The sequence below is a fragment of the Lysinibacillus sp. FSL H8-0500 genome (assembly GCF_038051955.1).
Lineage (GTDB): Bacteria > Bacillota > Bacilli > Bacillales_A > Planococcaceae > Lysinibacillus > Lysinibacillus macroides.
Genome location: NZ_CP150292.1, coordinates 2,555,906 through 2,578,508, shown reverse-complemented (window position 1 = coordinate 2,578,508; position 22,603 = coordinate 2,555,906). Strand labels below are relative to the sequence as shown.

25 protein-coding genes and 1 pseudogene are annotated in these 22,603 nt (G+C 39.0%); 16 read left to right on the top strand and 10 right to left on the bottom strand.

Annotated features, from left to right (window positions below; translation table 11 throughout):
* Positions 1 to 14 precede the first annotated feature (14 nt).
* On the bottom strand, positions 15 to 1,154 hold the full coding sequence (locus MHB44_RS12345; protein ID WP_341299396.1) for a S26 family signal peptidase: 1,140 nt from the start codon (positions 1,152 to 1,154) through the stop codon (positions 15 to 17).
* Positions 1,151 to 1,666 carry a sigma-70 family RNA polymerase sigma factor gene (locus tag MHB44_RS12340; protein ID WP_341299395.1) on the bottom strand — a complete coding sequence of 172 codons (516 nt, stop codon included), beginning with the start codon at positions 1,664 to 1,666 and terminating at the stop codon, positions 1,151 to 1,153. The genes MHB44_RS12345 and MHB44_RS12340 overlap by 4 nt, the downstream gene beginning before the upstream one ends.
* A gap of 226 nt (positions 1,667 to 1,892) precedes the next feature.
* Here MHB44_RS12340 and sstT point away from each other — a divergent pair, with 226 nt between their 5' ends.
* Together sstT and MHB44_RS12330 are read left to right on the top strand one after the other, a co-directional pair.
* Positions 1,893 to 3,098 carry a serine/threonine transporter SstT gene (gene sstT / locus MHB44_RS12335; protein ID WP_341299394.1) on the top strand — a complete coding sequence of 402 codons (1,206 nt, stop codon included), beginning with the start codon at positions 1,893 to 1,895 and terminating at the stop codon, positions 3,096 to 3,098.
* A 572-nt stretch (positions 3,099 to 3,670) separates the two neighbouring features.
* A complete protein-coding gene (locus MHB44_RS12330) occupies positions 3,671 to 3,838 on the top strand; it encodes a hypothetical protein (RefSeq protein ID WP_162838600.1) in 168 nt (55 codons plus the stop codon).
* Positions 3,839 to 3,934: 96 nt separating this feature from the next.
* On the opposite strand, the gene MHB44_RS12325 is transcribed toward MHB44_RS12330, so the two are convergent.
* Entirely contained in the window at positions 3,935 to 4,555 is a 621-nt protein-coding gene (locus MHB44_RS12325) for an FMN-binding negative transcriptional regulator (protein WP_341299393.1), read from the bottom strand.
* Positions 4,556 to 4,692: 137 nt separating this feature from the next.
* Here MHB44_RS12325 and MHB44_RS12320 point away from each other — a divergent pair, with 137 nt between their 5' ends.
* The 3 genes from MHB44_RS12320 to MHB44_RS12310 are packed head-to-tail and all read left to right on the top strand — an operon-like array spanning position 4,693 to position 6,501.
* On the top strand, positions 4,693 to 5,742 hold the full coding sequence (locus MHB44_RS12320; protein ID WP_053994693.1) for a beta-eliminating lyase-related protein: 1,050 nt from the start codon (positions 4,693 to 4,695) through the stop codon (positions 5,740 to 5,742).
* Positions 5,739 to 6,290 (top strand): DUF1697 domain-containing protein, encoded by a 552-nt coding sequence (locus MHB44_RS12315; RefSeq protein WP_341299392.1) that lies wholly within the window; start codon positions 5,739 to 5,741, stop codon positions 6,288 to 6,290. The genes MHB44_RS12320 and MHB44_RS12315 overlap by 4 nt, the downstream gene beginning before the upstream one ends.
* Positions 6,291 to 6,300: 10 nt before the next feature.
* The gene (locus MHB44_RS12310; protein WP_053994695.1) at positions 6,301 to 6,501 is read left to right on the top strand and encodes a hypothetical protein; all 201 of its coding nucleotides are present in this window, start codon (positions 6,301 to 6,303) and stop codon (positions 6,499 to 6,501) included.
* A 285-nt stretch (positions 6,502 to 6,786) separates the two neighbouring features.
* Here the strand turns inward: MHB44_RS12310 and MHB44_RS12305 are convergent, their stop codons facing one another.
* Entirely contained in the window at positions 6,787 to 7,560 is a 774-nt protein-coding gene (locus MHB44_RS12305) for an alpha/beta hydrolase (protein WP_341299391.1), read from the bottom strand.
* A 486-nt stretch (positions 7,561 to 8,046) separates the two neighbouring features.
* Here MHB44_RS12305 and MHB44_RS12300 point away from each other — a divergent pair, with 486 nt between their 5' ends.
* Both MHB44_RS12300 and MHB44_RS12295 read left to right on the top strand, forming a co-directional pair.
* Entirely contained in the window at positions 8,047 to 8,691 is a 645-nt protein-coding gene (locus MHB44_RS12300) for an ApaLI family restriction endonuclease (protein WP_341299390.1), read from the top strand.
* Between the two features lie 4 nt (positions 8,692 to 8,695).
* The gene (locus MHB44_RS12295; protein WP_341299389.1) at positions 8,696 to 9,889 is read left to right on the top strand and encodes a DNA methyltransferase; all 1,194 of its coding nucleotides are present in this window, start codon (positions 8,696 to 8,698) and stop codon (positions 9,887 to 9,889) included.
* A gap of 153 nt (positions 9,890 to 10,042) precedes the next feature.
* Here the strand turns inward: MHB44_RS12295 and MHB44_RS12290 are convergent, their stop codons facing one another.
* Positions 10,043 to 11,029, bottom strand: coding sequence for a YhdH/YhfP family quinone oxidoreductase (locus MHB44_RS12290; RefSeq protein WP_341299388.1), 987 nt, complete (start codon positions 11,027 to 11,029; stop codon positions 10,043 to 10,045).
* Between the two features lie 107 nt (positions 11,030 to 11,136).
* Here MHB44_RS12290 and MHB44_RS12285 point away from each other — a divergent pair, with 107 nt between their 5' ends.
* A complete protein-coding gene (locus MHB44_RS12285; RefSeq protein WP_341299387.1) occupies positions 11,137 to 11,556 on the top strand; it encodes a MarR family transcriptional regulator in 420 nt (139 codons plus the stop codon).
* A gap of 13 nt (positions 11,557 to 11,569) precedes the next feature.
* Complete coding sequence (locus MHB44_RS12280) at positions 11,570 to 12,193, top strand: HAD family hydrolase (protein ID WP_341299386.1); 624 nt, start codon at positions 11,570 to 11,572, stop codon at positions 12,191 to 12,193.
* 167 nt (positions 12,194 to 12,360) lie between these two features.
* On the opposite strand, the gene MHB44_RS12275 is transcribed toward MHB44_RS12280, so the two are convergent.
* The 4 genes from MHB44_RS12275 to MHB44_RS12260 form a co-directional block, all read right to left on the bottom strand.
* A complete protein-coding gene (locus MHB44_RS12275; protein WP_341299385.1) occupies positions 12,361 to 12,840 on the bottom strand; it encodes an HXXEE domain-containing protein in 480 nt (159 codons plus the stop codon).
* Between the two features lie 94 nt (positions 12,841 to 12,934).
* The gene (locus tag MHB44_RS12270; protein ID WP_341299384.1) at positions 12,935 to 13,570 is read right to left on the bottom strand and encodes an excalibur calcium-binding domain-containing protein; all 636 of its coding nucleotides are present in this window, start codon (positions 13,568 to 13,570) and stop codon (positions 12,935 to 12,937) included.
* A gap of 199 nt (positions 13,571 to 13,769) precedes the next feature.
* A complete protein-coding gene (locus MHB44_RS12265; protein ID WP_341299383.1) occupies positions 13,770 to 14,426 on the bottom strand; it encodes a type II CAAX endopeptidase family protein in 657 nt (218 codons plus the stop codon).
* 22 nt (positions 14,427 to 14,448) lie between these two features.
* The gene (locus MHB44_RS12260) at positions 14,449 to 15,045 is read right to left on the bottom strand and encodes a TetR/AcrR family transcriptional regulator (protein ID WP_341299382.1); all 597 of its coding nucleotides are present in this window, start codon (positions 15,043 to 15,045) and stop codon (positions 14,449 to 14,451) included.
* Between the two features lie 451 nt (positions 15,046 to 15,496).
* On the opposite strand from MHB44_RS12260, the gene MHB44_RS12255 reads away from it, so the two are divergent.
* The 3 genes from MHB44_RS12255 to MHB44_RS12245 all read left to right on the top strand — a co-directional run bounded on the left by MHB44_RS12255 (position 15,497) and on the right by MHB44_RS12245 (position 19,859).
* Entirely contained in the window at positions 15,497 to 18,865 is a 3,369-nt protein-coding gene (locus tag MHB44_RS12255; protein ID WP_341299381.1) for an Ig-like domain-containing protein, read from the top strand.
* 135 nt (positions 18,866 to 19,000) lie between these two features.
* Positions 19,001 to 19,225 carry a DUF3953 domain-containing protein gene (locus MHB44_RS12250; RefSeq protein ID WP_341299380.1) on the top strand — a complete coding sequence of 75 codons (225 nt, stop codon included), beginning with the start codon at positions 19,001 to 19,003 and terminating at the stop codon, positions 19,223 to 19,225.
* Positions 19,226 to 19,313: 88 nt separating this feature from the next.
* Positions 19,314 to 19,859, top strand: coding sequence for a hypothetical protein (locus tag MHB44_RS12245; RefSeq protein ID WP_341299379.1), 546 nt, complete (start codon positions 19,314 to 19,316; stop codon positions 19,857 to 19,859).
* Between the two features lie 128 nt (positions 19,860 to 19,987).
* Here MHB44_RS12245 and MHB44_RS12240 read toward each other — a convergent pair whose 3' ends face one another.
* Positions 19,988 to 20,503 (bottom strand): hypothetical protein, encoded by a 516-nt coding sequence (locus MHB44_RS12240; RefSeq protein WP_341299378.1) that lies wholly within the window; start codon positions 20,501 to 20,503, stop codon positions 19,988 to 19,990.
* 216 nt (positions 20,504 to 20,719) lie between these two features.
* Between MHB44_RS12240 and MHB44_RS12235 the strand changes: the two genes are divergently transcribed.
* The 4 genes and pseudogenes from MHB44_RS12235 (at position 20,720) to MHB44_RS12220 (ending at position 22,226) form a co-directional block, all read left to right on the top strand.
* Positions 20,720 to 20,890, top strand: coding sequence for a hypothetical protein (locus MHB44_RS12235; protein ID WP_341299377.1), 171 nt, complete (start codon positions 20,720 to 20,722; stop codon positions 20,888 to 20,890).
* Complete coding sequence (locus tag MHB44_RS12230) at positions 20,877 to 21,284, top strand: hypothetical protein (protein WP_341299376.1); 408 nt, start codon at positions 20,877 to 20,879, stop codon at positions 21,282 to 21,284. The genes MHB44_RS12235 and MHB44_RS12230 overlap by 14 nt, the downstream gene beginning before the upstream one ends.
* Positions 21,285 to 21,350: 66 nt before the next feature.
* Positions 21,351 to 21,623 (top strand): annotated as a pseudogene (locus tag MHB44_RS12225) (RNA polymerase alpha subunit C-terminal domain-containing protein); the annotation flags it as partial.
* Positions 21,624 to 21,662: 39 nt separating this feature from the next.
* Entirely contained in the window at positions 21,663 to 22,226 is a 564-nt protein-coding gene (locus MHB44_RS12220) for a DUF4256 domain-containing protein (protein WP_341302968.1), read from the top strand.
* The last annotated feature ends 377 nt before the right edge of the window (positions 22,227 to 22,603 follow it).

Sequence of the window (22,603 nt, the reverse complement as noted above, 5' to 3'; positions counted from 1 at the left end):
ATGAAACGGACTAGTTACTGGCGCTGATAACCAAGCACTTTCCCGTTTACTTGCTCAAGAGAGATGACCTCTATAGCGCCGCGAGCCCAATTATCGGGAACGACAAAAATTTGCGTTGGTGATAGCTGTGTCGCGGGGAAACTATAAAAGAATGTCTTTTTAGCTGTCTCTCGATTATTCAGGTGATTGCCAAGCTTTTCAACATAGCTTTCGTAGACCGTTTCGCCCATGATAGTGGCAAACATAAAGGGATGCGCAAATGATACGGTATTGATAACCACAGTGCCATTGATAATTTCAACGGTTTCATGAGGGAGCCCAAGCACACGGCTAATGGTTTGCTGACCATCCTGTGTGGTATACGTAATAACATCGCCTCGTTCCAGCTTAGTAAATTGCGGATCAATGACAATGGGGGATTGATAGTATTCACGATTGCCACGATCCATTGTATCTGTTTTTAATTCAATCACTTGTTGCATATCTGATAGGGTATCAATGATTGGAATGTTGTAAGTTGGCTCATTGCTAGACTGGAGCTCGGTTAGTCGCTCCCAGGTATTATCTGTCCGTTTCGCTATAATTCGTGCAGCCTTATCACTAACCGCAAACCAGTAAACAAGGTTGCCCTGCAGAGCAATTTGTGTTGCCTGCTGCTTGCCCACAATAATTTGGCTGATCTCCGTTGCATCAATCACGCCTGCATACATAAAAGGCTCCTGTGCAGTGGAGGTCCATGATTCCTTGCCCTGATAAGGCTTACTTTGTGTACCCGTTGTTTGTAGCCAGCGCCACTTTTTCTGATAGTCAAAATAGGCTAGATAAATTTTCTCCGTGTCCTCTTCCTGCTGGATAAAAGCAACAAGGGCATCATTGTCCTTGAGGGAATTAAATTCTTGGAAAATCACCTGATAATCGGCATCACCCATTTTTTCTTGAAAGTAGCGCGTAAATTGTGCCTGCTGATTTGGCTGCCATAAATAAGCCCCTAGAAAAAATAGGAATAAGGCGATAAAGCTTACAGTGATGAGCGGTACACCCCATTTTTTTCGCTGAGGCTGGTGTATACGCTGAATCACCGTATCCTCGCTCTGTTGACTAAAGCGTTTTGTGTCTTCAAGCACCTCTTTTAGCGCACGCTTAATATCATTCATAAAAAATCACCTCTCAGATTCAATTCGCTCAGTGATGTTTTCAATAGCTGCCGTCCTCGCCTTAAGCGTGTTTTAATGGTATTTTCGGAGGTATCCAATAATGTCGCAATTTCAAGGCTTGTTAGTTCTTCATAGTAAAACAGGACGATAACTTCTCGATATTTGATAGGCAGCGCCAGCACGGCTTTGGCAATAGCATGTTGTTCAAGCTTCTTTAATGTTTGCTGTTCACTGGAAGGCATAGTGTCCTTCTTGCTTTTCCAAAAGTTTTCTAAAATGCGTAGACGATTTTTCACGCTGCGTAAATGATCGCAGCTTTTATGAATGGTCATTTTGGCTAAATAGGTTTTTATGCTTGCCTCGCCCCGATATTGCTGTGAACTAAAGTATTTAACAAAAACGTCTTGCACAATATCCTCTGCATTGCTCCAATTCCTTACATAAACATAGGCAAGGCGTGTTAAATAATCGCCATATAAACGCATCAATTCTCTCATATCTTCTGTCTGCAAAGTCCGCTGCCTCCTTTCTTCACGCAATAGACGGATGGGGGAGGAAAATAGTTTCAACAATAATAATATTATTTTTAGAAAATAAATTTAATTCTAAATATTCGGTGCAAATAAGATGATAACGCTTATTTGTTTGTTTAGAAAAGACAGTTGTATTATTGTAATATACATTGTATGATTATTTTACAATAAAAAATTAGACAACTTAAGAGTGATGGAGGAAGAAATGAAGACATTATTTGAAACATGGAACCGTATTAATCTCGTTAGCCGCATTGTGGTGGGGATTATTGTCGGTATACTTTTAGCTTTAACGGTTCCAGAGGCAGCAAGTGGCATAGCGATTTTAGGAACGCTTTTCATAGGGGCATTAAAGGCTGTTGCGCCTGTCCTTGTATTTATTTTAGTGATTAATGCGCTGGCATCTCATGTTAGTGGTAAGGCAACGAATATGAAGATGGTGATTGTGCTCTATTTAGTAGGTACATTTTTAGCAGGATTAGTAGCGGTCATTGTCAGCTTTTTATTCCCAACAACGCTTACATTAAAAACAGGCGCAGAGGAAATTACTCCGCCAAGTGGAATTACAGAAGTATTAGAGTCGCTTTTATTTAATATTGTATCTAATCCTATTAGTGCCATTATAGAGGCGAATTATCTTGGTATTTTAGCATGGGCAGTGTTGTTTGGAATTGCGTTAAAGGCAGCCAGTGCTACCACTAAAACAATGCTTAGCAATGTATCAGATGCCATAACAAAAATTGTGCAATGGATTATTAGTTTAGCACCGATTGGCATTATGGGGATTGTGTTTGATATTATTTCATCAACAGGTTTATCAGCATTGGCAGAGTATGGGCGATTAATTGTTATTTTAGTGGTAACAATGTTCTTTATTGCATTAGTGATCAATCCATTGATGGTCTTTGTGGTGGCGCGTCGCAATCCATATCCACTTGTGATCACATGCATAAAGGAAAGCGGCACAATGGCATTCTTTACACGTAGCTCGGCTGCTAATATTCCAGTCAATATGGCGTTAGCAGAAAAGTTAAAGCTGAATAAAGATACATATGCAGTATCCATTCCATTAGGGGCAACGATTAATATGGCTGGAGCGGCTGTAACGATTTCTGTGTTAACAATGGCAACAGCACATACGTTAAATATTGAGGTAGATATTTTAACAGCGGTGATTTTAATGGTACTGGCAGCGGTATCAGCGGCTGGTGCATCGGGTGTGCCAGGTGGTTCTTTATTATTAATTCCGCTTGCCTGTAGCTTACTTGGCATTTCGGACGATATTGCCATGCAGGTTGTAGCAATTGGCTTTATTATTGGCGTTGTACAAGATTCCTGTGAAACAGCGTTAAATTCATCATCAGACATTGTCTTTACAGCAGCTGCGGAGTATGCGAAGGAACGAAAATAACAAAAAAGCATCTTTTACGCTGGAATATTAAAGACAAGTAAATGTCCATGATCGTTTATTACATCATAACTTGTCTAAAATGTTGCCCTTATTATAAAAATGTACATTACTAAATTCAATTTTAGTGGTGTACATTTTTTTATTTTGCTTTTATTTCTGTTGTTTTGATAATTTATTGAACAACTTACAATAAAATTTAACAATTATTCTAAGAGGTGTTAATAAATGGATTGGTATGAATACTGCCTGAAGCATATCAAAAGTAAATATCAGTTACTTGTTTTCAAAGGAAATCAGCCATTTCTATCATGACTGTTTAGGGAAAACTGATAAGAATTCTGCAACATCTTATTTAAACTGCTTACTTCTAGTGGTTAGAGGAGGAGAGCAATTCCCAAGGAAAACGAGTGTAATGGAATGATTCAGAAGAGAAGATACGTGTAGCTGTGGAGGATCATCTGATTTATGAAACGAACTGTAAGATTCGTGATAAAGAATCATTTTATATAAAGCGAAAATCGGGAATAGATTAGCATAAATCGGGCAAGGTAATAGTACTTGGAGGTGATGATGTGACAAAGGGTAAGCAATATAAGCGTGAGTCGGAGCTCGCTGAATTAGCGATGGATTTAAGTCCAGATGATTTAGATGTGCGTGAAGATAATGCGTTAACACAGGAGCAAAAGAACAATGCAGATAATCATAACGATACAAAAAAATCCTCAGCACATAAAAAATAAGCATAACATACAAGGCTATGGAGGACGTTGAAACCTTCTCGATAGCCTAATTTTATTGAAAAAGGGTAGGGAAGTAGTAGCTAGCATGACAGTAGCCTAATGCTTTGGCAAGCCAGCCTTTTTCATCGCCTCTGCCACAGCCGAAGCATTTGCATCGTTTTCTTCATTAAGCTTCTTCATAATATTTTCATAATCATGCGACTTACGATTTTGGCTTAATTTATAGGCAGCTTGGATATCTTCCACAGCAATTTTGATACCAACAATGCCCTGTAAATTTTCCTGCAATGTTTCAGGGGAAAGGGTATCCCATAAAACTGCATTGTCCCGATGCTTTTCATATTTCTCCAAGATAGCTGCCAAATGCTGTGCCAATGCTTCTCCCTCGAATGTAGAGGCTTTTCCATAAATATGTACAGCTTGATAATTCCATGTCGGCACATTTTCCTGTTCATACCAAGAGGAGGACACATAGGCATGTGGCCCTTGGAACATAACAAGCACCTCACCGTTCTCAAATGTTCGCCATTGCGGATTACCATAGGCTAGATGTCCCGCTAAATAATAATCGTCGCCTTCCTGCTGTAAAAGTAGCGGCACATGCGTTGCAATTGGTTTGCCCTTGCGAATGGATACAACCGTTGCAAATGAATGCACTTGAATAAACTGGCGAATTTCTTCCATATCCTGTACTCGATAATATTTTGGAATATACATATATAAACACTCCTCTTAAAAAGTGATGATTGATTTGTATCATAACAAAAAGAAGGTGAATCGCCAATCGATATTTGTTTACAGCTAGCAGATAGCGTAAGATAGAGAAAGAGAGAGCAACACTGGAGGGACAAGAGATGATACGATTTGACAACGATTATGCAGAGGGCGCACATCCACAAATTTTGCAGCGTCTAGTCGCAACGAATGAAGAGCAATCACCAGGCTATGGCATGGATGCGTATAGCGAAAAAGCGAGAGCCTCTATTCAAAAGGCCATTGCAGTAGAGCAAGCAACGGTTCATTTTTTAGTGGGAGGTACACAAACCAATACCACGGTGATTGCCTCTATTTTACGGTCATATCAAGGAGTGGTATCAGCGAGCACAGGTCATATTGCGGTGCATGAAACAGGAGCTATCGAAGCAGCGGGTCATAAAGTTTTACCAATTGCAAGCGATGATGGCAAAATAACGGCTGCACAGGTAAAAGCTCTTTATGATGCACATTGGCAAGATGGTACACATGAGCATATGGTGCAGCCAGGCCTAGTATACATATCACATCCTACAGAAAATGGAACAACCTATAGCAAGGCAGAGTTAACCGCATTGCGTGAAGTTTGTCAAAACTGTGGTTTACCATTGTTTTTAGATGGTGCGCGCTTAGGCTATGGCCTTGTAGCACAGGATAATGATTTATCGTTAGCTGATATTGCTACGCTTTGCGATGTCTTTTATATTGGTGGCACAAAAATGGGCGCTTTGTTTGGCGAGGCTGTTGTCATTGTCAATCCTGCCTATCAACCGCATTTTCGCTATATGATCAAGCAAAGAGGCGGACTTCTTGCGAAAGGTCGGTTACTAGGCATTCAATTTGACACATTATTTGAAGATAATCTTTATCTGGATATTGCCCATCATGCGGTGGCAATGGCCATGCAGATACGTCAAGCATTTATCGACAAAGGCTTTGCATTGCGCTATGATTCCAAAACCAATCAGCAGTTTCCCATTTTGCCAAATGATTTATTAGAGAAATTAAGCGAAAAATACTCCTTCTCCATTTGGGAGCCCTATAATGATACACATACCGTTGTGCGTTTTTGTACAAGCTGGGCGACGAAACAGGAACATGTGGATAGATTACGAGCGGATATTGAGAAGTTAGAAGGTGGGAACCTATGACCAAGTATATCGCATTGCTAAGAGGCATTAATGTAGGCGGGCATAATCAAATAAAAATGGCTGCATTACGTGAAGCACTGCAAACATTGGCACTCCAAAATATTCAAACCTATATACAAAGCGGCAATATTCTTTTTGACTCAGGTGAATCTGAGGCTGCGCTGCAACAGCAAATTCAAGCTATTCTTCAGGAGACATTTGCTATTACAAGCACGGTCATCCTAAGAACAGCCGAGGAATTTCAGGCAATTATGAAGCAATGTCCTTTTTCAGAGCAGGATATTGCGGAGGCAAGTGCTACAGCTGTAGGTGAGTGCCTTCATGTGGCGTTCCTGCCAGCTATACCTACCAAAGCTAATGGTGAGAAGCTCTTATCCTACGCAAATGACAAAGAACGCTGTGTGATAGAGGGCAGAAATATCTATTTATTATTTTCTCATAGCATCCGTAATGCCAAGCTTGGTCAGCAGCTCCCTCAGCTAGAGCTACCAGCAACCGTTCGTAATTGGAAAACCATCACGAAGCTGACTACGATGATTGACGAGTAAGGGGGAGGGCATGAAAAAGCATCAATTTACCTATTTTTTATATCCATTTGTGTATTTTGTGGTAGTCACCTTAAATCAATGGCGAAAGCAGGACACGATTACATGGCAAGAAAATATAACGATGTGGATTATTACTTCAGTGGTGATTTATTTATTTCTTGTCCTATGGAATTGGTCAGAAAAGCCATATCAATGGGGGAAAAAACAGTAACGCTAGCATAACAATAAAAAGCTGTAGCGCACATTGACGCTACAGCTCAGAATTGGTTGATGCCCTTTGAGTTTCTCATATTGCATTATAGCATAATGATGGATAAGGAGAAACTATTTACTTCATTTGGCCAATAATTGAAAAATAAATGATGGAGTTAAGATAAAGGCAAGCGTCAATGCTCTTCATCGCTTTTTTACTCACTATATGTAAAAAGGTACTTTGCACAAGCATCTCTGCTGCTATGTAATCCTGTCTACGCTCTTGGCGATTTATTTGCGCCTATTATTTTCTTTGTATAGCATCACCAATAGCATTAGCTAAACCAACAGGATTTTCCCAAGCCATAGAGTGCCCTGCATTGGGTACAAGCCCAATATGAATACCATGTGTAGCGAGTACCTGCATATCTGAGTCAGGCAGTGAATGCTCGCCAAAAATAAAGGTTTTAGGGCAATCAAGTGCATATAATAGTTCTCGCCATGATGGATGATTACCCTTTGCGGCTGATTGAGAAATCAGGTAGGTGGCTTGAGGTGACCATAGCGATAAGGAGGCAGCCCACATGTGATTGCCACTAGCATAGCTTTCCTGCACCAAATCATGAAAACCATGCTGTAGAAATGCTGACATTTCATAATCCGCAATGTATTTGCTAGTAGAGCCAGCACTGCTTTTGTCCAAATTAGCCTCGCTTAAAATAATACGATGAATACGTTCAGGGCACTTTGCTGCTAAAGATAATGCAACAGCTCCACCCAAACTATGACCAAATAAAATAAATGATTCCAGTCCAATAACTGTTAGAAAATCAAGTAAATATTCAGCATGATCATTGACGGTATAAGGAAAGTTAGCTGGTTTATCACTATACCCAGCCCCTAAAAGATCTACAATGACACAACGATGATTTTTTAATGCTGCTTGAGCGGCAACCTCGGGGTAATCAAATGAACCAGCACAGCCAAGTCCATGAATAAATAAAATGGGCATATCCTTTCCCGGGAAATCATTATAGCGAAGCATACAATTTGTTTTTTGAATAAAATATTCTTTCATAAAAGGATCCTTTCTATATGTCTATAAAAGTGTGTCTCTCTTTGAGAGAGCAGCGCACCTCCTTGTTAGTCCTCTCAAATCATACTAAATACCCCATTAAAAATGAACAAAGAGACTCACAAAAGATGAAAAATAGTAAACCCTTATTCCATTGAAATGGTTGGCACCAGTTCTAAATTAGGCAGTTTTGGCAATACACAAGGCGTTGATAGGATAACGGCAATGACCAATGAATATATTGTGACCATAATTTACGAATAATGACGCGAAATTTCCCCCTAATATAGACTTTTATTAGTATAAAGGAAAATCCATTGTTTTAATAGGAAAGCGTATAGCGTTTTTAGAAAAGCGAGCAATGCTATCCTGTACTAAAAAATAGGCGATTGATAGAAATAGAGATTGTCTCTAACAAAATACCTCCAATTATTCATCAAAAGAGGTATGCTATAATATAAAATAGATTTTTAAATGTGGGGGAATACGATGAAAAATACTGTCGAAAAAGCCATCAGAACACTGGCTGAAGCTTATGCAACTAAATTAAATAAACAAGTGTTACAGCGTGTAGAGGACATGGAAAAAGATGATAAATCACACTATTTAATTTATCAGGTTTTACAAGTGACCTTAGAAGAGGGTGAAATGATTGATATCTATCAAAATAAGGGACGTTTTCTTTACAAATATGCTGGCTCATTTTTGGAGGAAGCGGCCATTCTTTGTTTTGAATATAGGTTTGGTGAGAAAGCACTAAAAAAGGTGAAAATCCCTAACACCATCGGGCAACGACCTAAAACATTTGAAATTGATTGCCTTGTTGGTGACAATGCTTATGAGATAAAATGGAGAGATGCTACCACAGATGGCGATCATATTACGAAGGAGCATACCCGTATGCAGGTAATTAAAGACGCAGGTTATACGCCGAATCGTATTATGTTTTATTATCCTAATCGGACGCAAGCTATTCGTATTCAACAAACATTAGAGACTTTATATCAAGGTGCAGAAGGCCATTACTACTATGGTGATGCTGCCTGGGACTATATTTATGAAGTAACCAGTGTTGATCTGAAAGGAATCCTGATTAAAATAGCGAAGGAAAATCGAGCAAGCAAGGAGCAATAACGTTATGTCAATTTTCTTAGGGGACTGCTTAGAACAGCTAAAAAATATACCTGATGAAACTATAGACCTCATTTACTTAGATCCACCTTTCTATACTCAAAAAACCCAAAAACTAAAGACTCGAGATAACCTTAAAGAGTACTCATTTGAGGATAGTTGGACATCCATTCAACAGTATTTCAACTTTATTAAGGTTAGATTAGTGGAGTGTCACAGAGTGTTAAAGAAAACGGGTAGTATATTTTTACATTGTGATAAATCAGCTTCCCATTATTTACGGATCGCATTAGATGAAGTTTTTGGAATGGATAAATTTCAAAGTGAAATCATTTGGGCTTATAAACGTTGGTCAAATTCTAAAATGGGCTTATTAAACAATCATCAAACAATTTATTTTTATAGCAAGACCCATAAATTTAAGTTTAATAAAATCTATACCGATTATTCTGCCACAACAAATATTGATCAAATACTACAGGACAGAGTGCGTAACAAAAATGCAAAATCTGCCTATAAGCTAGATAAGGACGGTAAGCCGATTATTGGCAAAGAGAAAAAAGGCGTGCCATTATCAGATGTATGGAATATTCCCTTTTTAAATCCTAAAGCAAAAGAAAGAACGGGGTATCCTACACAAAAACCGATCCTTCTGCTCGAACAAATCTTGAAAATCGCAACGGATGAAGGGGATGTTGTGCTAGATCCGTTTTGCGGAAGTGGGACAACTCTTGTCACGGCAGATATGATGAATCGTCAATATATAGGCATAGATATTTCAGAGGATGCTATCGAATTAACGAAGCAACGGCTTGACAACCCTATCAAAACCACGTCTTACTTACTGAAAAAAGGAGAACAAGAGTATGTTACGAAGACAGAGGAAGAGCTAACTATTTTAAATAGTATTGATGCCATGCCCGTTCAACGAAATAAGGGAATAGATGGCATTCTTAAAGAATACTATGAGGGAAAACCAGTACCAATAAAAATACAAAAGCCAGAAGAAACATTAGAGGAAGCGATTGATAAATTACTGGCTGCCAGTAAAAAAAGAGATTGTATTTTAAAAATCCTAATAAGAACTCATCGAGACACAGATCAATTGATTCAAATGAATGATTATCAAAGCGACAACCTTCTAATAATTGATAGCTATGATTTAATAATCCAAAGTAAATTGAAGGCTGATGACCTCTAAAAAGCTTTCCCTACATGTATTTTCAGTAAAAGGACCTCTGTGAACGCTCACTTAGGTTCTTTTTTAAAGCTACATCAGCGTTTGGTGAACTTTTGTAGCAAGCATACAAAAAGAACACAAATAATCTATGTTATCTGTGTTCCTGATCGTTTTCTATAACTTTATAATTGTTCTTCCTAAATGCTGTCCATTTTTGATGGCATCAATGGTTTGAGGTACTTCTTCCAGTGTAATTTCTTCTGTTAAAGCATTGTGAGTGATATTCCAGTCATTTGCCATTCTTGCCCAAACGCTTGCTCGTTGCTCAATTGGCACATTAACCGAATCAATGCCTAAAAGCTGAACGCCTCGTAAAATAAATGGCAAGACATTCGTTGTTAACTGCACCCCACCAGCATTGCCACACATGCTGATGCTACCGCCATAAGCAATTTGTGGAATTACTGTAGCGGCAACATCTCCACCGACCGTATCTAACACATAATCATATTTTTGCTGTTGTAATGGCTTTTTCAGATCACCTAGCTCACTGGCAAAAATAACGTCCGTTGCGCCTAAAGATTTTGCAACTGCCACTTGAAGCTCTTTTCTTACCAATGCCGTAATATTGCTATAGCCGATTTTTGCCAGCATTTGAACGGCAAGACTACCAACACCACCTGTTGAGCCTGTTACAAGTATACGTGGATTATCCTCTACCCTCATGCCATGCTGCTCAAGCGCGATAATCGACAGTGCCGCCGTATAGCCTGCTGTGCCAAAAATCATGGCATCCCTTGCATCTAAATTTTCTGGTAACGGCACAATCCACTCAGCAGGCACACGCGCATATTCGGCAAATCCACCTGTATGCGTCATGCCCATCGCAAAGCCTGTGACAATTACTTGCTGTCCAGCTTGAAAGCGCGCATCCGCCGATTGAACGACTGTCCCACTTAAATCAATACCCGGAATCATTGGATAATGGCGAATCACACCGCCATTTTTCTGAACAGCCAGCATATCCTTATAGTTAATGGAGGAATATGCCACTTGAATTAGCACATCCCCTGCTGATAAATCGTCCACAGTAGCTGTCTCTACGTCATATATAATTTGCTCGTCCTGCTCTTTAACAACAAGTGCTTTAAAAGAATCCATTATAATCGTCTCCTTTAATTTTTAATGCAAAATAGTTTTGGTGCAGAAATATTTCTAATTGAAAGTTATCATGATAAGATAGGTATTGTCAAGATGGAGGAGATACGATGGAATTACAGGAATGTATAAACTTTTTATTAAGCACAAGTCAAAATAAAGTGTTTAAATATTTTAGCAAGCTTTTAGAAGAATATAATGTGACACCGGCTCAATATGGTGTATTAAATTGCTTATGGCGTGAGGGACAGCTACTTCCTAAACAAATCGGGGAAATGCTCTATTTAGAAGCGCCTACAGTTTCTGGTATTTTAGATAAAATGCAAAAGGCGGGTTTAATTGAGCGCTCCATCGCCCCTGATAATCGCCGAACAGTATTAGTCGTTGCCACACCAAAGGCACACGAGCTGAAGGAAAAAATCGAAAAGGCAACAATGGAATTAAATCAAATAGCCTTTCAAAATTTGTCGAGCAGTGAGCAAGCAGTTCTTAAAAAAGCTTTATACACAATTATTAATACGCAATTTTAAAAGGGGGATAATAATGCTAAAAGCCATTATTTTTGATGTAGATGGAACGATTTTGGATACAGAGCAGGCGATTTTACAATCATTGCAACGAACTTTACAGCAAGAGCAGCAAGAAACCTATTCGTTTGGTGAATTGCGATTTGCCCTAGGAATTCCAGGGAAGGATGCTTTACAGAGGCTTCAGGTACGTGAGATAGAGGCTGTGCATCAAAAGTGGTCTGCAGCAATGCTTGATTTTTCACATGAAGTAGCTGTTTTTGCAGAGCTTAAGCCTGTTATTCAAACCTTGGCGACAAAGCCCTTACAGCTAGGCATCGTGACTTCCAAAACAAGACAAGAAATAGTGGATGAATTTGATCCATTTGGCTTAAGCCACTACTTTAAGGAAATTATAAGCGCAAGTGATACAAAAAAACACAAGCCTCATCCAGACCCACTCTTAAAATGCTTGGATTTATTACAGGTAGCGCCTAAGGATGCTATTTATATTGGCGATTCCAAATATGACCTGCAATGTGCTAAGCAAGCAGGTGCGAAATTTGCCTTGGCGCTATGGGGAGCTAAAACAACAAAAGGCTTTGAGGATGCTGACTTTATCTTGCAGAAGCCTGCGGAAATTTTACAGCTTATTGAGTAATTCATTGGATGGTCAGCCTCTGCTTGTTCAACTACAACAGAAGCTTTCCAAAGAATAACAGCTCAAGAATTTACGTCACAAGGCAATCAAGAAAAACATGTTGGCATACCTGTTATGGATAGAGAAAAAACGTACATGAAGCAAATTTGAGGATAGGTAAGGGCTGGTTAAGCTTTAATTAGTTTCCCCATTCTAAATAATAAAGGAATTAATGCAATTAAAATTATGCCTATAATTATTGTTGAAAAAATAGTTTCTTTCAGGGACATTCGTTCATCCATCAACATTGTATATAATATAAAAGTGTTGATGGGGATATTGAGTAAAACACCTGTTAAAAGTCCAGGTGCATATCTTTTCATAACAATTGTTGCAAGAAGATGAGGGAAGATCGCATTAAGAATCATGGCCCCTAAAAATCCAATAAACAGCCATTTTGCTAGAAGTGACTCAGGAAAATAACAATAACTAAAGGCTGCTAAATAAGCAAGTGATGTAATAACCAATACAGCAAAATGAAATTCATTGGCACTTACTGCTTTTTGAAATTTTGAAGGCTGCTGGGACCATTGCGGTAGCCATAGAGCTTCTTCTATATTATGTAATGTGATCGCTAAACAAAAGAAAATAAACAGTGATTCTTGCATAAACCCACTTCCTTCTAACTATTTACTGGTGATATGAAAAGAGCGATAGGAATCTAGTCAAATCGCTCTAATTATTAAACAGAATATTTGCTAATTATTCACAACCAACCCCATCACCATCTCGGTCAAGATGACGAGCATAGCCCGGTTCACCGCTGTAAATAGGAGCGGCTCCTGCTGCACGCACTTGGCTACAGTTTTTATAGAAGACATGTTGGGAAGAGCTTGAGGATACTTCCTCTGTTTGGCTTGTTGTTGATGTGCTACTACTTGTATTGGCTGCTTGAGCACTTGCAAGCTGTGTAGTAAGTGCTTCGTTATCTTTTTGTAATGTGGCCACTTGCTCCTGTAGCTGCTGTTGCTTCTCCTGTAACACTTTTTTCTCTTCTTCAAATGCTTTAACTTGCTTGTCTTCAGCTTCCTTTATTTTTTGACTAGCTGTTGAAGCCTGCGCTAGCTCCTCTTTAACACTTTTCAGTTCATTATGTAATGTATCTACCTGATCTTGTAAATCTTTACTTAAACTTACTTGCTCCTGATATTGCGCACCAGAAACGGTATCAAACTGCATAGAAATGGTCATTAAAACCAAACTACCAACAAATGTTGATAAAAAGAGCTTTTTTGAAAAAGTACGATTTCTTTTAAACACCTTCATTATAATAAAATAAATAAGATAGCCTATCGCAAAAAGCAATGCAAGACTTCCCAAAAAATCTAAGACAACCATTTTACTTTCTCCTTTATTATGAAAATTTACCTATTAAACATATAAAATAAGGCACTTCTTTATAGTATGATGGAAATAAAGGATTGTCCATACATGATAGGGAAATTATTCATATTATAAAGGGCTTTTTTATTGGTAGCATTGAATTATTTTACTATGATATTTAGCGATTAATAAAAACAATTAAATATAAAAGCTGTTACGTGGTAGGAGGGATGTAGAGATTTAAGAAGGTTAAGACCGTTAGATTCCCGATATCTACAATAAAATGAGACAAAATAACCACACGTAAGCTTTGTGTTTTTAGGTAAGTGATCGCCCAGACAACACCTGCTACTGATAAATAAATATATAAATGATAAGACCGACTTGCATACGAAAATATGCCCCACATTAATGGATGACTTATGACAAAAAGTGCGGTTGTATAGAAAATCACAAACCATGTTGGAAATCTAGTTAATAAACGATCAAACAACACACCACGCCAGTAGTATTCTTCAAACCAAGGATTCAGAAGGGCAAATACTAGCCAATAGAAAACTAACCAAGCGGACTCAAACAAATGATAATTCATCATAAGAATCGTTAAGGGAAACAGGCCGATGAGCACTGTAATGGTTATCCAAAAAGGAGCTTTTTTTGACTTTTGAAACCAGTCTCCTAATCTTTTATGATCGTTAAAAAACCAAATAGCAAAGCCTAGCAAACTCCAATAAACGAGCGCAAGCGGAATCCAAGCCCAACCGCCAATAAAAGAATGAAAAACTGTAGCCGTTAAAAAACCTAGTAATATAATAAGAAATGGTGAGAAGAATAAACACCAAAATTTCACGTTTGAATTACGGGTCGTCATGTTAAACCTCTTTCCTTCAAAGTTATTTAAAAATTTTCATAATAGATGCAGCTTCAGGAAGGGGACATTGCGCCCACTGTAGCTTATTAATGGCAAAGCCTTGAATAAAGGCATAGTAGCTAACCGCTAGTTGTAATGGATTTTCTTGAATAATTTCATTGTGCTGCTGGCCTTCCATAATTAAGGGCATCAAGCAATGAACGGGTGATTTAAATTCCTTAGAAGTTAAAAATTGCTTCACTTCCTCGGGTATAGCATCTGATGTACTCGCTTGAATCATAATTAAAAATAATAAAATTTGCTGCTCCTCTGCCAAGCTATGAAGAATTTGCTCTGTCATCCATTTAATTTTTTCGAATGATGAGCCGTCTCGAATATAGGCTTGTTCAATAATTTGCACAGAGCTATCCGCAGCGCGTTGTACTAAAAGCGTAAAGATTTCCTCTTTTGATTGAAAATAATGATACACAAGTCCATGACTTAACTGAGCCTCTTTCGCGATATCACTGATCTTTGTTGCCACCATTCCTCGTCTAGCAAATACATGTAAGGCAGCCTGTAAAATTTCCTCACGTCTTTGTGTCCGTAATTCTAAATTTTGTGTTTCAGTTCTTGGCATATTGATAGCTCCTTTTCGGTTGATTAATCAGTCAATATAAAAATAAAGCAAAAGCTATATATTGTCAAATCTATAGTACTGGCGGGAACTTGTGGTGCAAAAATATGTGTCATAGGCTTTTCTTATCTATTTGGCAGTGCTCCCTCACAGTCTACATAAAATAGTTTTGATTTTTTAACCTAATTTTAACCTTTATCCTTTAAAATTAAAAAACAACGAGGGGGGATTGAGCCATTCACATAGCTGTCATCGTCATTACATCTTTAAAATCCTTAAAAGTGAGGTGGACCATAGAACAAGCCGATGAAACCATATAAAACGCTTGCTATTTTTTGTTGCCACTCAAATAAAAAAACAGCGTATCAAAATTGTTAGCTCTTATACAGAGACGATTAGCACGTCATTAACCACACAATTTCTATTTACACAAAATATTTGGAGGTGTTTAATCGTGCATAGCAATAAAATTAGTATCAATATTTTTTTAACGATTCTTTTAATAATTTCCTTGTTTCCAGTGATGCCACCTCATGCGGCTGCTGCTCCTATACTACTTGCGCCAATTGACGGAAGAAATAGTTTAGATTTGGGACAAACAGTGAATTACGGTTATATTAATGGTCGCGCTGGTGAGTATTCAGCAACAGCATTTCAATTTGGGGGAATTGATACCAGTCAACCTATCACGTCAGCATATTTTACTTTTGTTGGTGCCGCAGCAGAGTATGAGGTGACGAATTTAAAGATAGCCTTGGCTGATGATAATTGGTTAACTGGTCAATTGCCAGCACCAGTTTTACCTGAAAATGCGTACAATGCTATAAGCCCTCATGCTCTCAATCGCAATAACTATAATCCAGTTGATGAAACCTATACGTATCGATTCGATGTGACAAGTTTGATGACGCCTTCCAGTAAAATTGGTGTAGATGGACTAATTTCTTTTCTATTATCTACTGATTCATTACAAGATGCGTATATTATAGAACCAAAGCTGGAAATCGAATATGCTACATCGTTAGTGAATACAGCACCTGTTTTGACGGGAATAGGCGATCGAACGGTGAATGAAGGAAGCTTTTTGACATTTACAGCAAGTGCATCAGATGCGGAGGGAGATTCCCTCACTTACAGCTTAGTAGGAGCCCCTGCAGGAGCCACTATAAACGCAGCAACAGGCGTCTTTACATGGACACCAACGGAGGCACAGGGTCCAGGAAGCTATACGTTTACTGTTCGAGTAAGTGATGGGACATTAACAGCTCAAGAAAGCATTACAGTAACCGTAAATGAAGTCAATACAGTGCCTATATTAGCAGCAATAGGTAATAAAACGATAAATGAAGAAAGTCTATTAACCTTTACAGCAACAGCAATAGATGCTGATATACCTGCCAATACTTTGATCTACAGCTTAGTAGGAGCGCCAGCGGGGGCAAGTATAAATGCAGTAACAGGTGTCTTTACATGGACACCACAAGTACCAGGAAGCTATCCATTTACCATTCGAGTAAGCGATGGCGTATTAACAGATGAAGAACAGATTACAGTAACGGTGAATACAATTACTCGTCCAACCGCAACCATTGAAATATATGATACGATGCTGGCTATTGGCGATACAACTCAAGTGACATTCATTTTCTCGGAGGCAGTAACAGGCTTTACAAGTACAGATGTCTTCGTTGCGAATGGCACATTAAGCAATCTAGTGACAACAGATGGTGGTGTGACATGGACAGCAACATTAACGCCAGAAGCCAATATTGCAGATGCAACAAATCTGCTAATACTCAATAATGCAGGTGTACAAAACGCGGCAGGGCATACAGGCTCAGGGACAACAACTTCTCGCAACTATGCGATTGATACAGTACGTCCAACCGCAACGATTGTAGTGACAGATACAATATTAACAGCTGACGAAACATCACCTGTGACCATAACCTTTTCCGAGGCAGTAACCGGCTTAAGTATTGCAGATTTCACAGTCGCCAATGGAAATTTAAGTAACCTTAGCACAGTGGATAATATTACCTATACAGCAACGCTCACACCAGCAACGAATACTACAGCAGCAACGAATGTGATCGCACTGGATAATACAGCTTTTCAAGATATGGCAGGGAATACAGGCGTAGGGACATTAATTTCCAATAACTATGCAATTGATACAACTACACAGACGGTTGTTCGTCCCACTGCCATAATCGTTGTAACGAAGCCAATGTTAAAAGCTGGTGAAACATCCCCTGTCACGCTGACCTTTTCCGAAGCTATAACAGGTCTTGATTATGGAGATATCACTGTTGCGAATGGCACATTAAGCAATCTAAGCACAACAAATAATAGTACCTATACCGCAACACTGACACCAACAGCAAATATCAGAGCGACAACGAATATGATGACCTTGGATAACACAGGTATACAAAATATAGCAGGGAATACGGGGCTAGGAACAACTGATTCCAATTCCTATGCGATTGATACAGTACGTCCAACCGCAACAATTGTGGTAGCAGATACGATGTTAACTGCTGGTGAAACCTCTCTTGTTACATTTACCTTTTCTGAGGAGGTAACAGGGTTTGACAACGCTGATTTAATTGTAGAAAATGGCATATTAAGTGCTCTTCAAACTTCCGATCATCGGATATGGACAGCGATCTTTACGCCACAGGCAGCCATCAATATAACCAATAATGTGATTAAGCTGGATGCTAGCGGTGTGACGAATCAAGCGGGCAATGCAGGACAGGGCATAACAGCGTCCAATTCATTTTCCATTTCCACAAGGGTGACAGCAGGTGGTGGAAATGCTAATCACACACCGAATCATGAAGTACCACCAATTGTAACAGACACAGTTGTTACATCTAAAAATGGCAAGTTAAAGCTACCAATAGGCGCGGCAGGCATCGTGAGTCTAGGAGAAAAAATCGAAATTTCTATTCCAAAGGATGCAGCTAAGCAGGAATTAGAGATTTCTATAGAGGAATTAACGGAGATAGAAGCCCTTTTAGAACATGGGAAGATTTTAGCGAGTCCAATCTTTGAGCTAAGAAAAAATAGTTCAGAGCCTTTTTCAAAACCTGTCACACTTTCGATATTATTTGATTCATCCTATGAAACAGTCGGGCTCTTTTATTACGATGATGTGAAGAATGCATGGATACAGGTTGAGGATACACATATAAAAGACAACCAATTAACAGCAGAGGTGAAGATGTTTTATAAATATGCAATAATGGCTGTAGATCCACCAGCGGAAACGGAAAAACCAACTGCTACACCTGATAGAGAACATCATTTCCCTGATACGGGAGGACATTGGGCACAGGCTTCAATTGCTGATATGTATAAAAATGGGATTATCCAGGGGTATGAAGATGGCACATTCCGACCAGATCATTCTATTACACGAGAACATATGGCTGTGATGCTAGCACGAGCTTTGACACTTCCACCTGTTCGTCCAGTCCGCCCATTCCATGATGTTGCGGTAGATAGTCCATACTATGAGGCTATTTATCAGCTTCAAACAGCAGGGGTTATAGATGGTACAAATGGAGCTTTTCATCCACAAACAGCAATGACGCGCGCTGAACTGGCAAAAGTGCTTGTGCTAGCATTTGGCTATGAGAGCGATGGCAACTCAACCTTCCAAGATGTTCCTAATACTCATTGGGCACATAACTATATTGCCGCACTGGAACAACAAGGAATTGCGCTTGGAGATCAAGGGAAATTTAAGCCAAATGCCCCAGTTACACGCGCTGAATTTGCTACTTTTTTATATCGTACATTTAAACAATAAATGGTAAAAGGCAGAAATGTGGTTAGCTCAACATTTCTGCCTTTTACATGTGTAGATAAAGACTGTTAATGGTCAAAAAACAATTTATTCATGTTATAATACTTTTATTGGAATTCATTGGATAGGAGAAAGCCATTGCTAAAAATTTTCTATACTATTATTACCATTTCGTTAGGGGCTTATGGATTAATAACGCGAGATTTTCACTTGAATTTTTTAATGATCTTCTTTATGGGGCTAGCCCTGTTTATTTTAGCAATTAGAGAATTTCAACAACAACGTAAAGTGTATGGCTGGCTATTAATCATTGTATTTTTATTTTCGACATTTGTTTCCATTCAAAGTCTTATCTTAACATGAGACAGCATACATAGGGTATTTCTTGACAAAGTAATTATAGAATTTCCGCTATTCTCCATGTATAGTTAGAGAGAAGGGAGATTTATCAATGAAAAAAATTTTACTAGTATCACTAACAGTCGTGCTTGGCATTATCCTTGCAGCATGTAGTGAAGATAAAAAATCCGATGAATTGGCAGAGGTTACAATACCTGCTACATTCTTTGAGGGACAGGATATTGACGCAGCGATTGCAAATGCAAAACAAAGTGGAATAAAAGAAGTCATCAAGAACGACGATGGCTCTGTCACATATAAAATGACGACAGCAGAGCGTGAAGAAATGCTAAATGGTATCAAGGAAGGTATTCAAGCAACCATTAATGAAATGGAAGAAGGAGAAGATTTTCAATCCATTAAAAATGTAGCCTATAATGATTCTTTTTCAGAGTTTACGCTAACTGTAAACAAGGAGGAATTTGACAAGGGGCTTGATTCCATTGCATCCTTTGGGCTTGGTATAGCAGGTATGTACTATCAATTATTTAACGGTGTCGCTGTAGAGGATTATCAAGTAACAGTGAACTTTACAGACGAAGCAACGGATGAAGTCATTAAAACAATCGTTTATCCAGATGAATATAAAGAGCAATAAGCTTAACAAGGGCTAGGCAAAAGTGAAAATCTTTTGCCTAGCTCTTTCCTTTACACCTTACAAGAAGAGCGATTTTAGAGGCGTTGTCTGTCCAATATTTATAAAGAATCTATCAGCCTACAGGTCTATTAGTGACTCAGTTGTACAACCGTCAATGAACGATTGGTATAACCAGCAAGCGGTGAGTTTGAGGATACACTAACGCCCACTTGATCACCCGCAGCCAATTCTGCCTGCACAACATATGTGGAACTACTTCTATTGAGAACGTTAAAAAGTGCTAAGCCTTGGAGAAAAATAGGTGCGCCATTCACGGTAATGCTAGCTGTAAAAAAAGATTGTGTAGGATCAGGCTCGGATGTAGCGACGGCATTTAGTGATACTGTAATTTGATAGACACCGCTTTCCATGACGACTAATTCATTACCTGTACCACTAACGCTCACATTACGCAAAGGTCCAGCGACTGAAAATGGCACAGGTGTTGCTGTAGGAAAAACAATTTCAGCCGTCTCGCCCCTTAATGAACCAAAGCCAAGAACATCAGCAGCAGGAGCCATCTCGGGATTGGACGTCGCAATAATTTTTGGATAATAATTTTTAGCACCGTCACAGCAACATTCATTTTTACGGGTAAATGACATATGTCAAACCTCCTTCCTACCATCTATAGTATGTATAGGCATAGAAAGAGGAAATGATTATTCACCCTACACTTGTTACTTTTATGATGAAAATCGCAAACAGGAACGTTAATCCTGAAATTCAACAAAATGATAGCATTGATAGAACACTGTTTGGAATGTTCCGATAAGAATAACTTTGCGGTTACAATCAATAACAAAAATGGAGTGATACCTGTGAAACGGTATAAAGTTTTACCCCCAGCAGCACCCATACTAGCCTTATTAAGTACTAATGTTAGTGCTTCTGCATCTAGTATTACAACGATGGAGCAATTAGATAAAAGGTTTAATCTTCAACCAGTTACAGAAATTCCTGAAGCTGTGATCCCTCTTGCATTCGATTGAAGAGGCAGCCACTTACTTAGAACCAAGGTATAGTGACACAAGCACTATAAACGATCATTCTGCCTTTAATAGCCAAATTTCACCATTAGCGCAGAGTGAAACAATTATTAGAACTGCTAATTTTAAACCAATAAAAGAGGCCTATCTAGTAGCAACCATTAGCTTTGTAAGATTACCGAATGGCTCAATTGATCTTGCTCACATATCAACTAGTATTGCTGGGCATGCGTTCTGGAGTTGGTTACGTAGCTCTTATACAATGAAAAGACTAGATGGGGGTAGGTCATTAGGTATATATATGGAAGGAACGTTAAGCAATATTATCTCTGTGGACGGACAAATAGAGAATATCATTATCCTGAAAATGTCTATATTGAACTTTAAAGCACTCTAAGCTAAAAGCTTCTGTGATCATAAAATATGTTAAAATAGGCGATAGTACAGATGGGGAGGAATTGTTTTGGTAACCGAAAAAAGCTTAAGAACGTGTGATAAAGGTCATCAGTATTATAAAAGCACGGACTGTCCAAGCTGTCCTGTTTGCGACCAAGAAAATAAACCAAAAGAGGGCTTTCTATCAAAGCTTAGTGCACCTGCAAGAAATGCACTACTACATGAGGGTATTGATACAGTGGAAAAGCTATCCAAGTATACAGAAAAGGCTATTTTACAATTGCATGGGATTGGTCCAGCTTCCTTACCTGTTATGAGAGCATCGCTAGAAGCGGAAGGATTATCATTTCAACCAGCTACTACAAGGAGGAAAAATAAGATGACAAACAGCAAAGAGCTAGCAGCACAACAGCGCGAGCAAATACTACAAACTTTACAGGCACGCTTTGAGAAACATACAAGCCGTCACGAGGGGCTTGAGTGGATAAATGTGCAGGCAAAGCTTGAGGCGAATGAGGACAAGCTATGGTCGCTTTATCAAATGGAGGAAACGGGCGGTGAACCTGATGTTATCAGCTATAATCAAGAAACCGATGAATATACATTTTATGATTGCGCAGCAGAAAGCCCTAAAGGTCGTCGCAGTGTTTGCTATGACCATGAAGCATTAGAGGCGCGCAAAAAGCATAAGCCCGAAAATAGTGCAGTGGGCATGGCAGCCGATATGGGCATCGAGCTATTAACAGAGGAACAATACCGCGCATTGCAGCAGCTTGGTGAGTTCGATTTAAAAACATCAAGCTGGGTGCAAACACCTGATTCGATCCGAAAGCACGGAGGAGCCATCTTTTGTGATCGTCGCTATGATACGGTCTTTGTCTACCACAATGGTGCAGATTCCTACTACGCTGCAAGAGGCTTCCGCGGCTCTCTAAAGGTCTAAACATGTAACGCGCTAACAAAAAGTTGTTGGCGCTATTAATTTAATTTGGGCTGTATGATGAAATATGTCACCATGAATTTCTTTGAAAGCCCTATGCGTGGAGCGATAGGAAAGGGACTTGCTAATTATAGCTTTCCAATCAAAAAACATAGGCGAGGTAAATCGAGGATAGCATAGATGGAGAAAGGGCTGCTCTACATAAGAAAAGGGAAATAAGCTTTTTTTCTTTCCCTCCACTTGGATGTGGAAATAGAGGATTCGATAAGAGAAAAAAGTAAAAGCAGTCAATTATCTCCCCATCGAAAGATAAGCTAAGTCCAGGAAGATTAGCATATTTAAAGCGTTGAATTGACGAGCTCTCCCTCCTTAACAGAAGA

What these genes read in the sequence shown, in the direction of transcription:
- MHB44_RS12240 (WP_341299378.1), bottom strand. Translation starts at nt 20,503, where the DNA reads ATGTCATTTACCCGTAAAAATGAATGTTGCTGTGACGGTGCTAAAAAT.
- MHB44_RS12280 (WP_341299386.1), top strand. Translation starts at nt 11,570, where the DNA reads ATGCTAAAAGCCATTATTTTTGATGTAGATGGAACGATTTTGGATACA.
- MHB44_RS12290 (WP_341299388.1), bottom strand. Translation starts at nt 11,029, where the DNA reads ATGGATTCTTTTAAAGCACTTGTTGTTAAAGAGCAGGACGAGCAAATT.
- MHB44_RS12345 (WP_341299396.1), bottom strand. Translation starts at nt 1,154, where the DNA reads ATGAATGATATTAAGCGTGCGCTAAAAGAGGTGCTTGAAGACACAAAA.
- MHB44_RS12325 (WP_341299393.1), bottom strand. Translation starts at nt 4,555, where the DNA reads ATGTATATTCCAAAATATTATCGAGTACAGGATATGGAAGAAATTCGC.
- MHB44_RS12270 (WP_341299384.1), bottom strand. Translation starts at nt 13,570, where the DNA reads ATGGTTGTCTTAGATTTTTTGGGAAGTCTTGCATTGCTTTTTGCGATA.
- MHB44_RS12315 (WP_341299392.1), top strand. Translation starts at nt 5,739, where the DNA reads ATGACCAAGTATATCGCATTGCTAAGAGGCATTAATGTAGGCGGGCAT.
- MHB44_RS12245 (WP_341299379.1), top strand. Translation starts at nt 19,314, where the DNA reads ATGAAAAAAATTTTACTAGTATCACTAACAGTCGTGCTTGGCATTATC.
- MHB44_RS12305 (WP_341299391.1), bottom strand. Translation starts at nt 7,560, where the DNA reads ATGAAAGAATATTTTATTCAAAAAACAAATTGTATGCTTCGCTATAAT.
- MHB44_RS12295 (WP_341299389.1), top strand. Translation starts at nt 8,696, where the DNA reads ATGTCAATTTTCTTAGGGGACTGCTTAGAACAGCTAAAAAATATACCT.
- MHB44_RS12310 (WP_053994695.1), top strand. Translation starts at nt 6,301, where the DNA reads ATGAAAAAGCATCAATTTACCTATTTTTTATATCCATTTGTGTATTTT.
- MHB44_RS12260 (WP_341299382.1), bottom strand. Translation starts at nt 15,045, where the DNA reads ATGCCAAGAACTGAAACACAAAATTTAGAATTACGGACACAAAGACGT.
- sstT (WP_341299394.1), top strand. Translation starts at nt 1,893, where the DNA reads ATGAAGACATTATTTGAAACATGGAACCGTATTAATCTCGTTAGCCGC.
- MHB44_RS12275 (WP_341299385.1), bottom strand. Translation starts at nt 12,840, where the DNA reads ATGCAAGAATCACTGTTTATTTTCTTTTGTTTAGCGATCACATTACAT.
- MHB44_RS12300 (WP_341299390.1), top strand. Translation starts at nt 8,047, where the DNA reads ATGAAAAATACTGTCGAAAAAGCCATCAGAACACTGGCTGAAGCTTAT.
- MHB44_RS12220 (WP_341302968.1), top strand. Translation starts at nt 21,663, where the DNA reads ATGACAAACAGCAAAGAGCTAGCAGCACAACAGCGCGAGCAAATACTA.
- MHB44_RS12320 (WP_053994693.1), top strand. Translation starts at nt 4,693, where the DNA reads ATGATACGATTTGACAACGATTATGCAGAGGGCGCACATCCACAAATT.
- MHB44_RS12285 (WP_341299387.1), top strand. Translation starts at nt 11,137, where the DNA reads ATGGAATTACAGGAATGTATAAACTTTTTATTAAGCACAAGTCAAAAT.
- MHB44_RS12265 (WP_341299383.1), bottom strand. Translation starts at nt 14,426, where the DNA reads ATGACGACCCGTAATTCAAACGTGAAATTTTGGTGTTTATTCTTCTCA.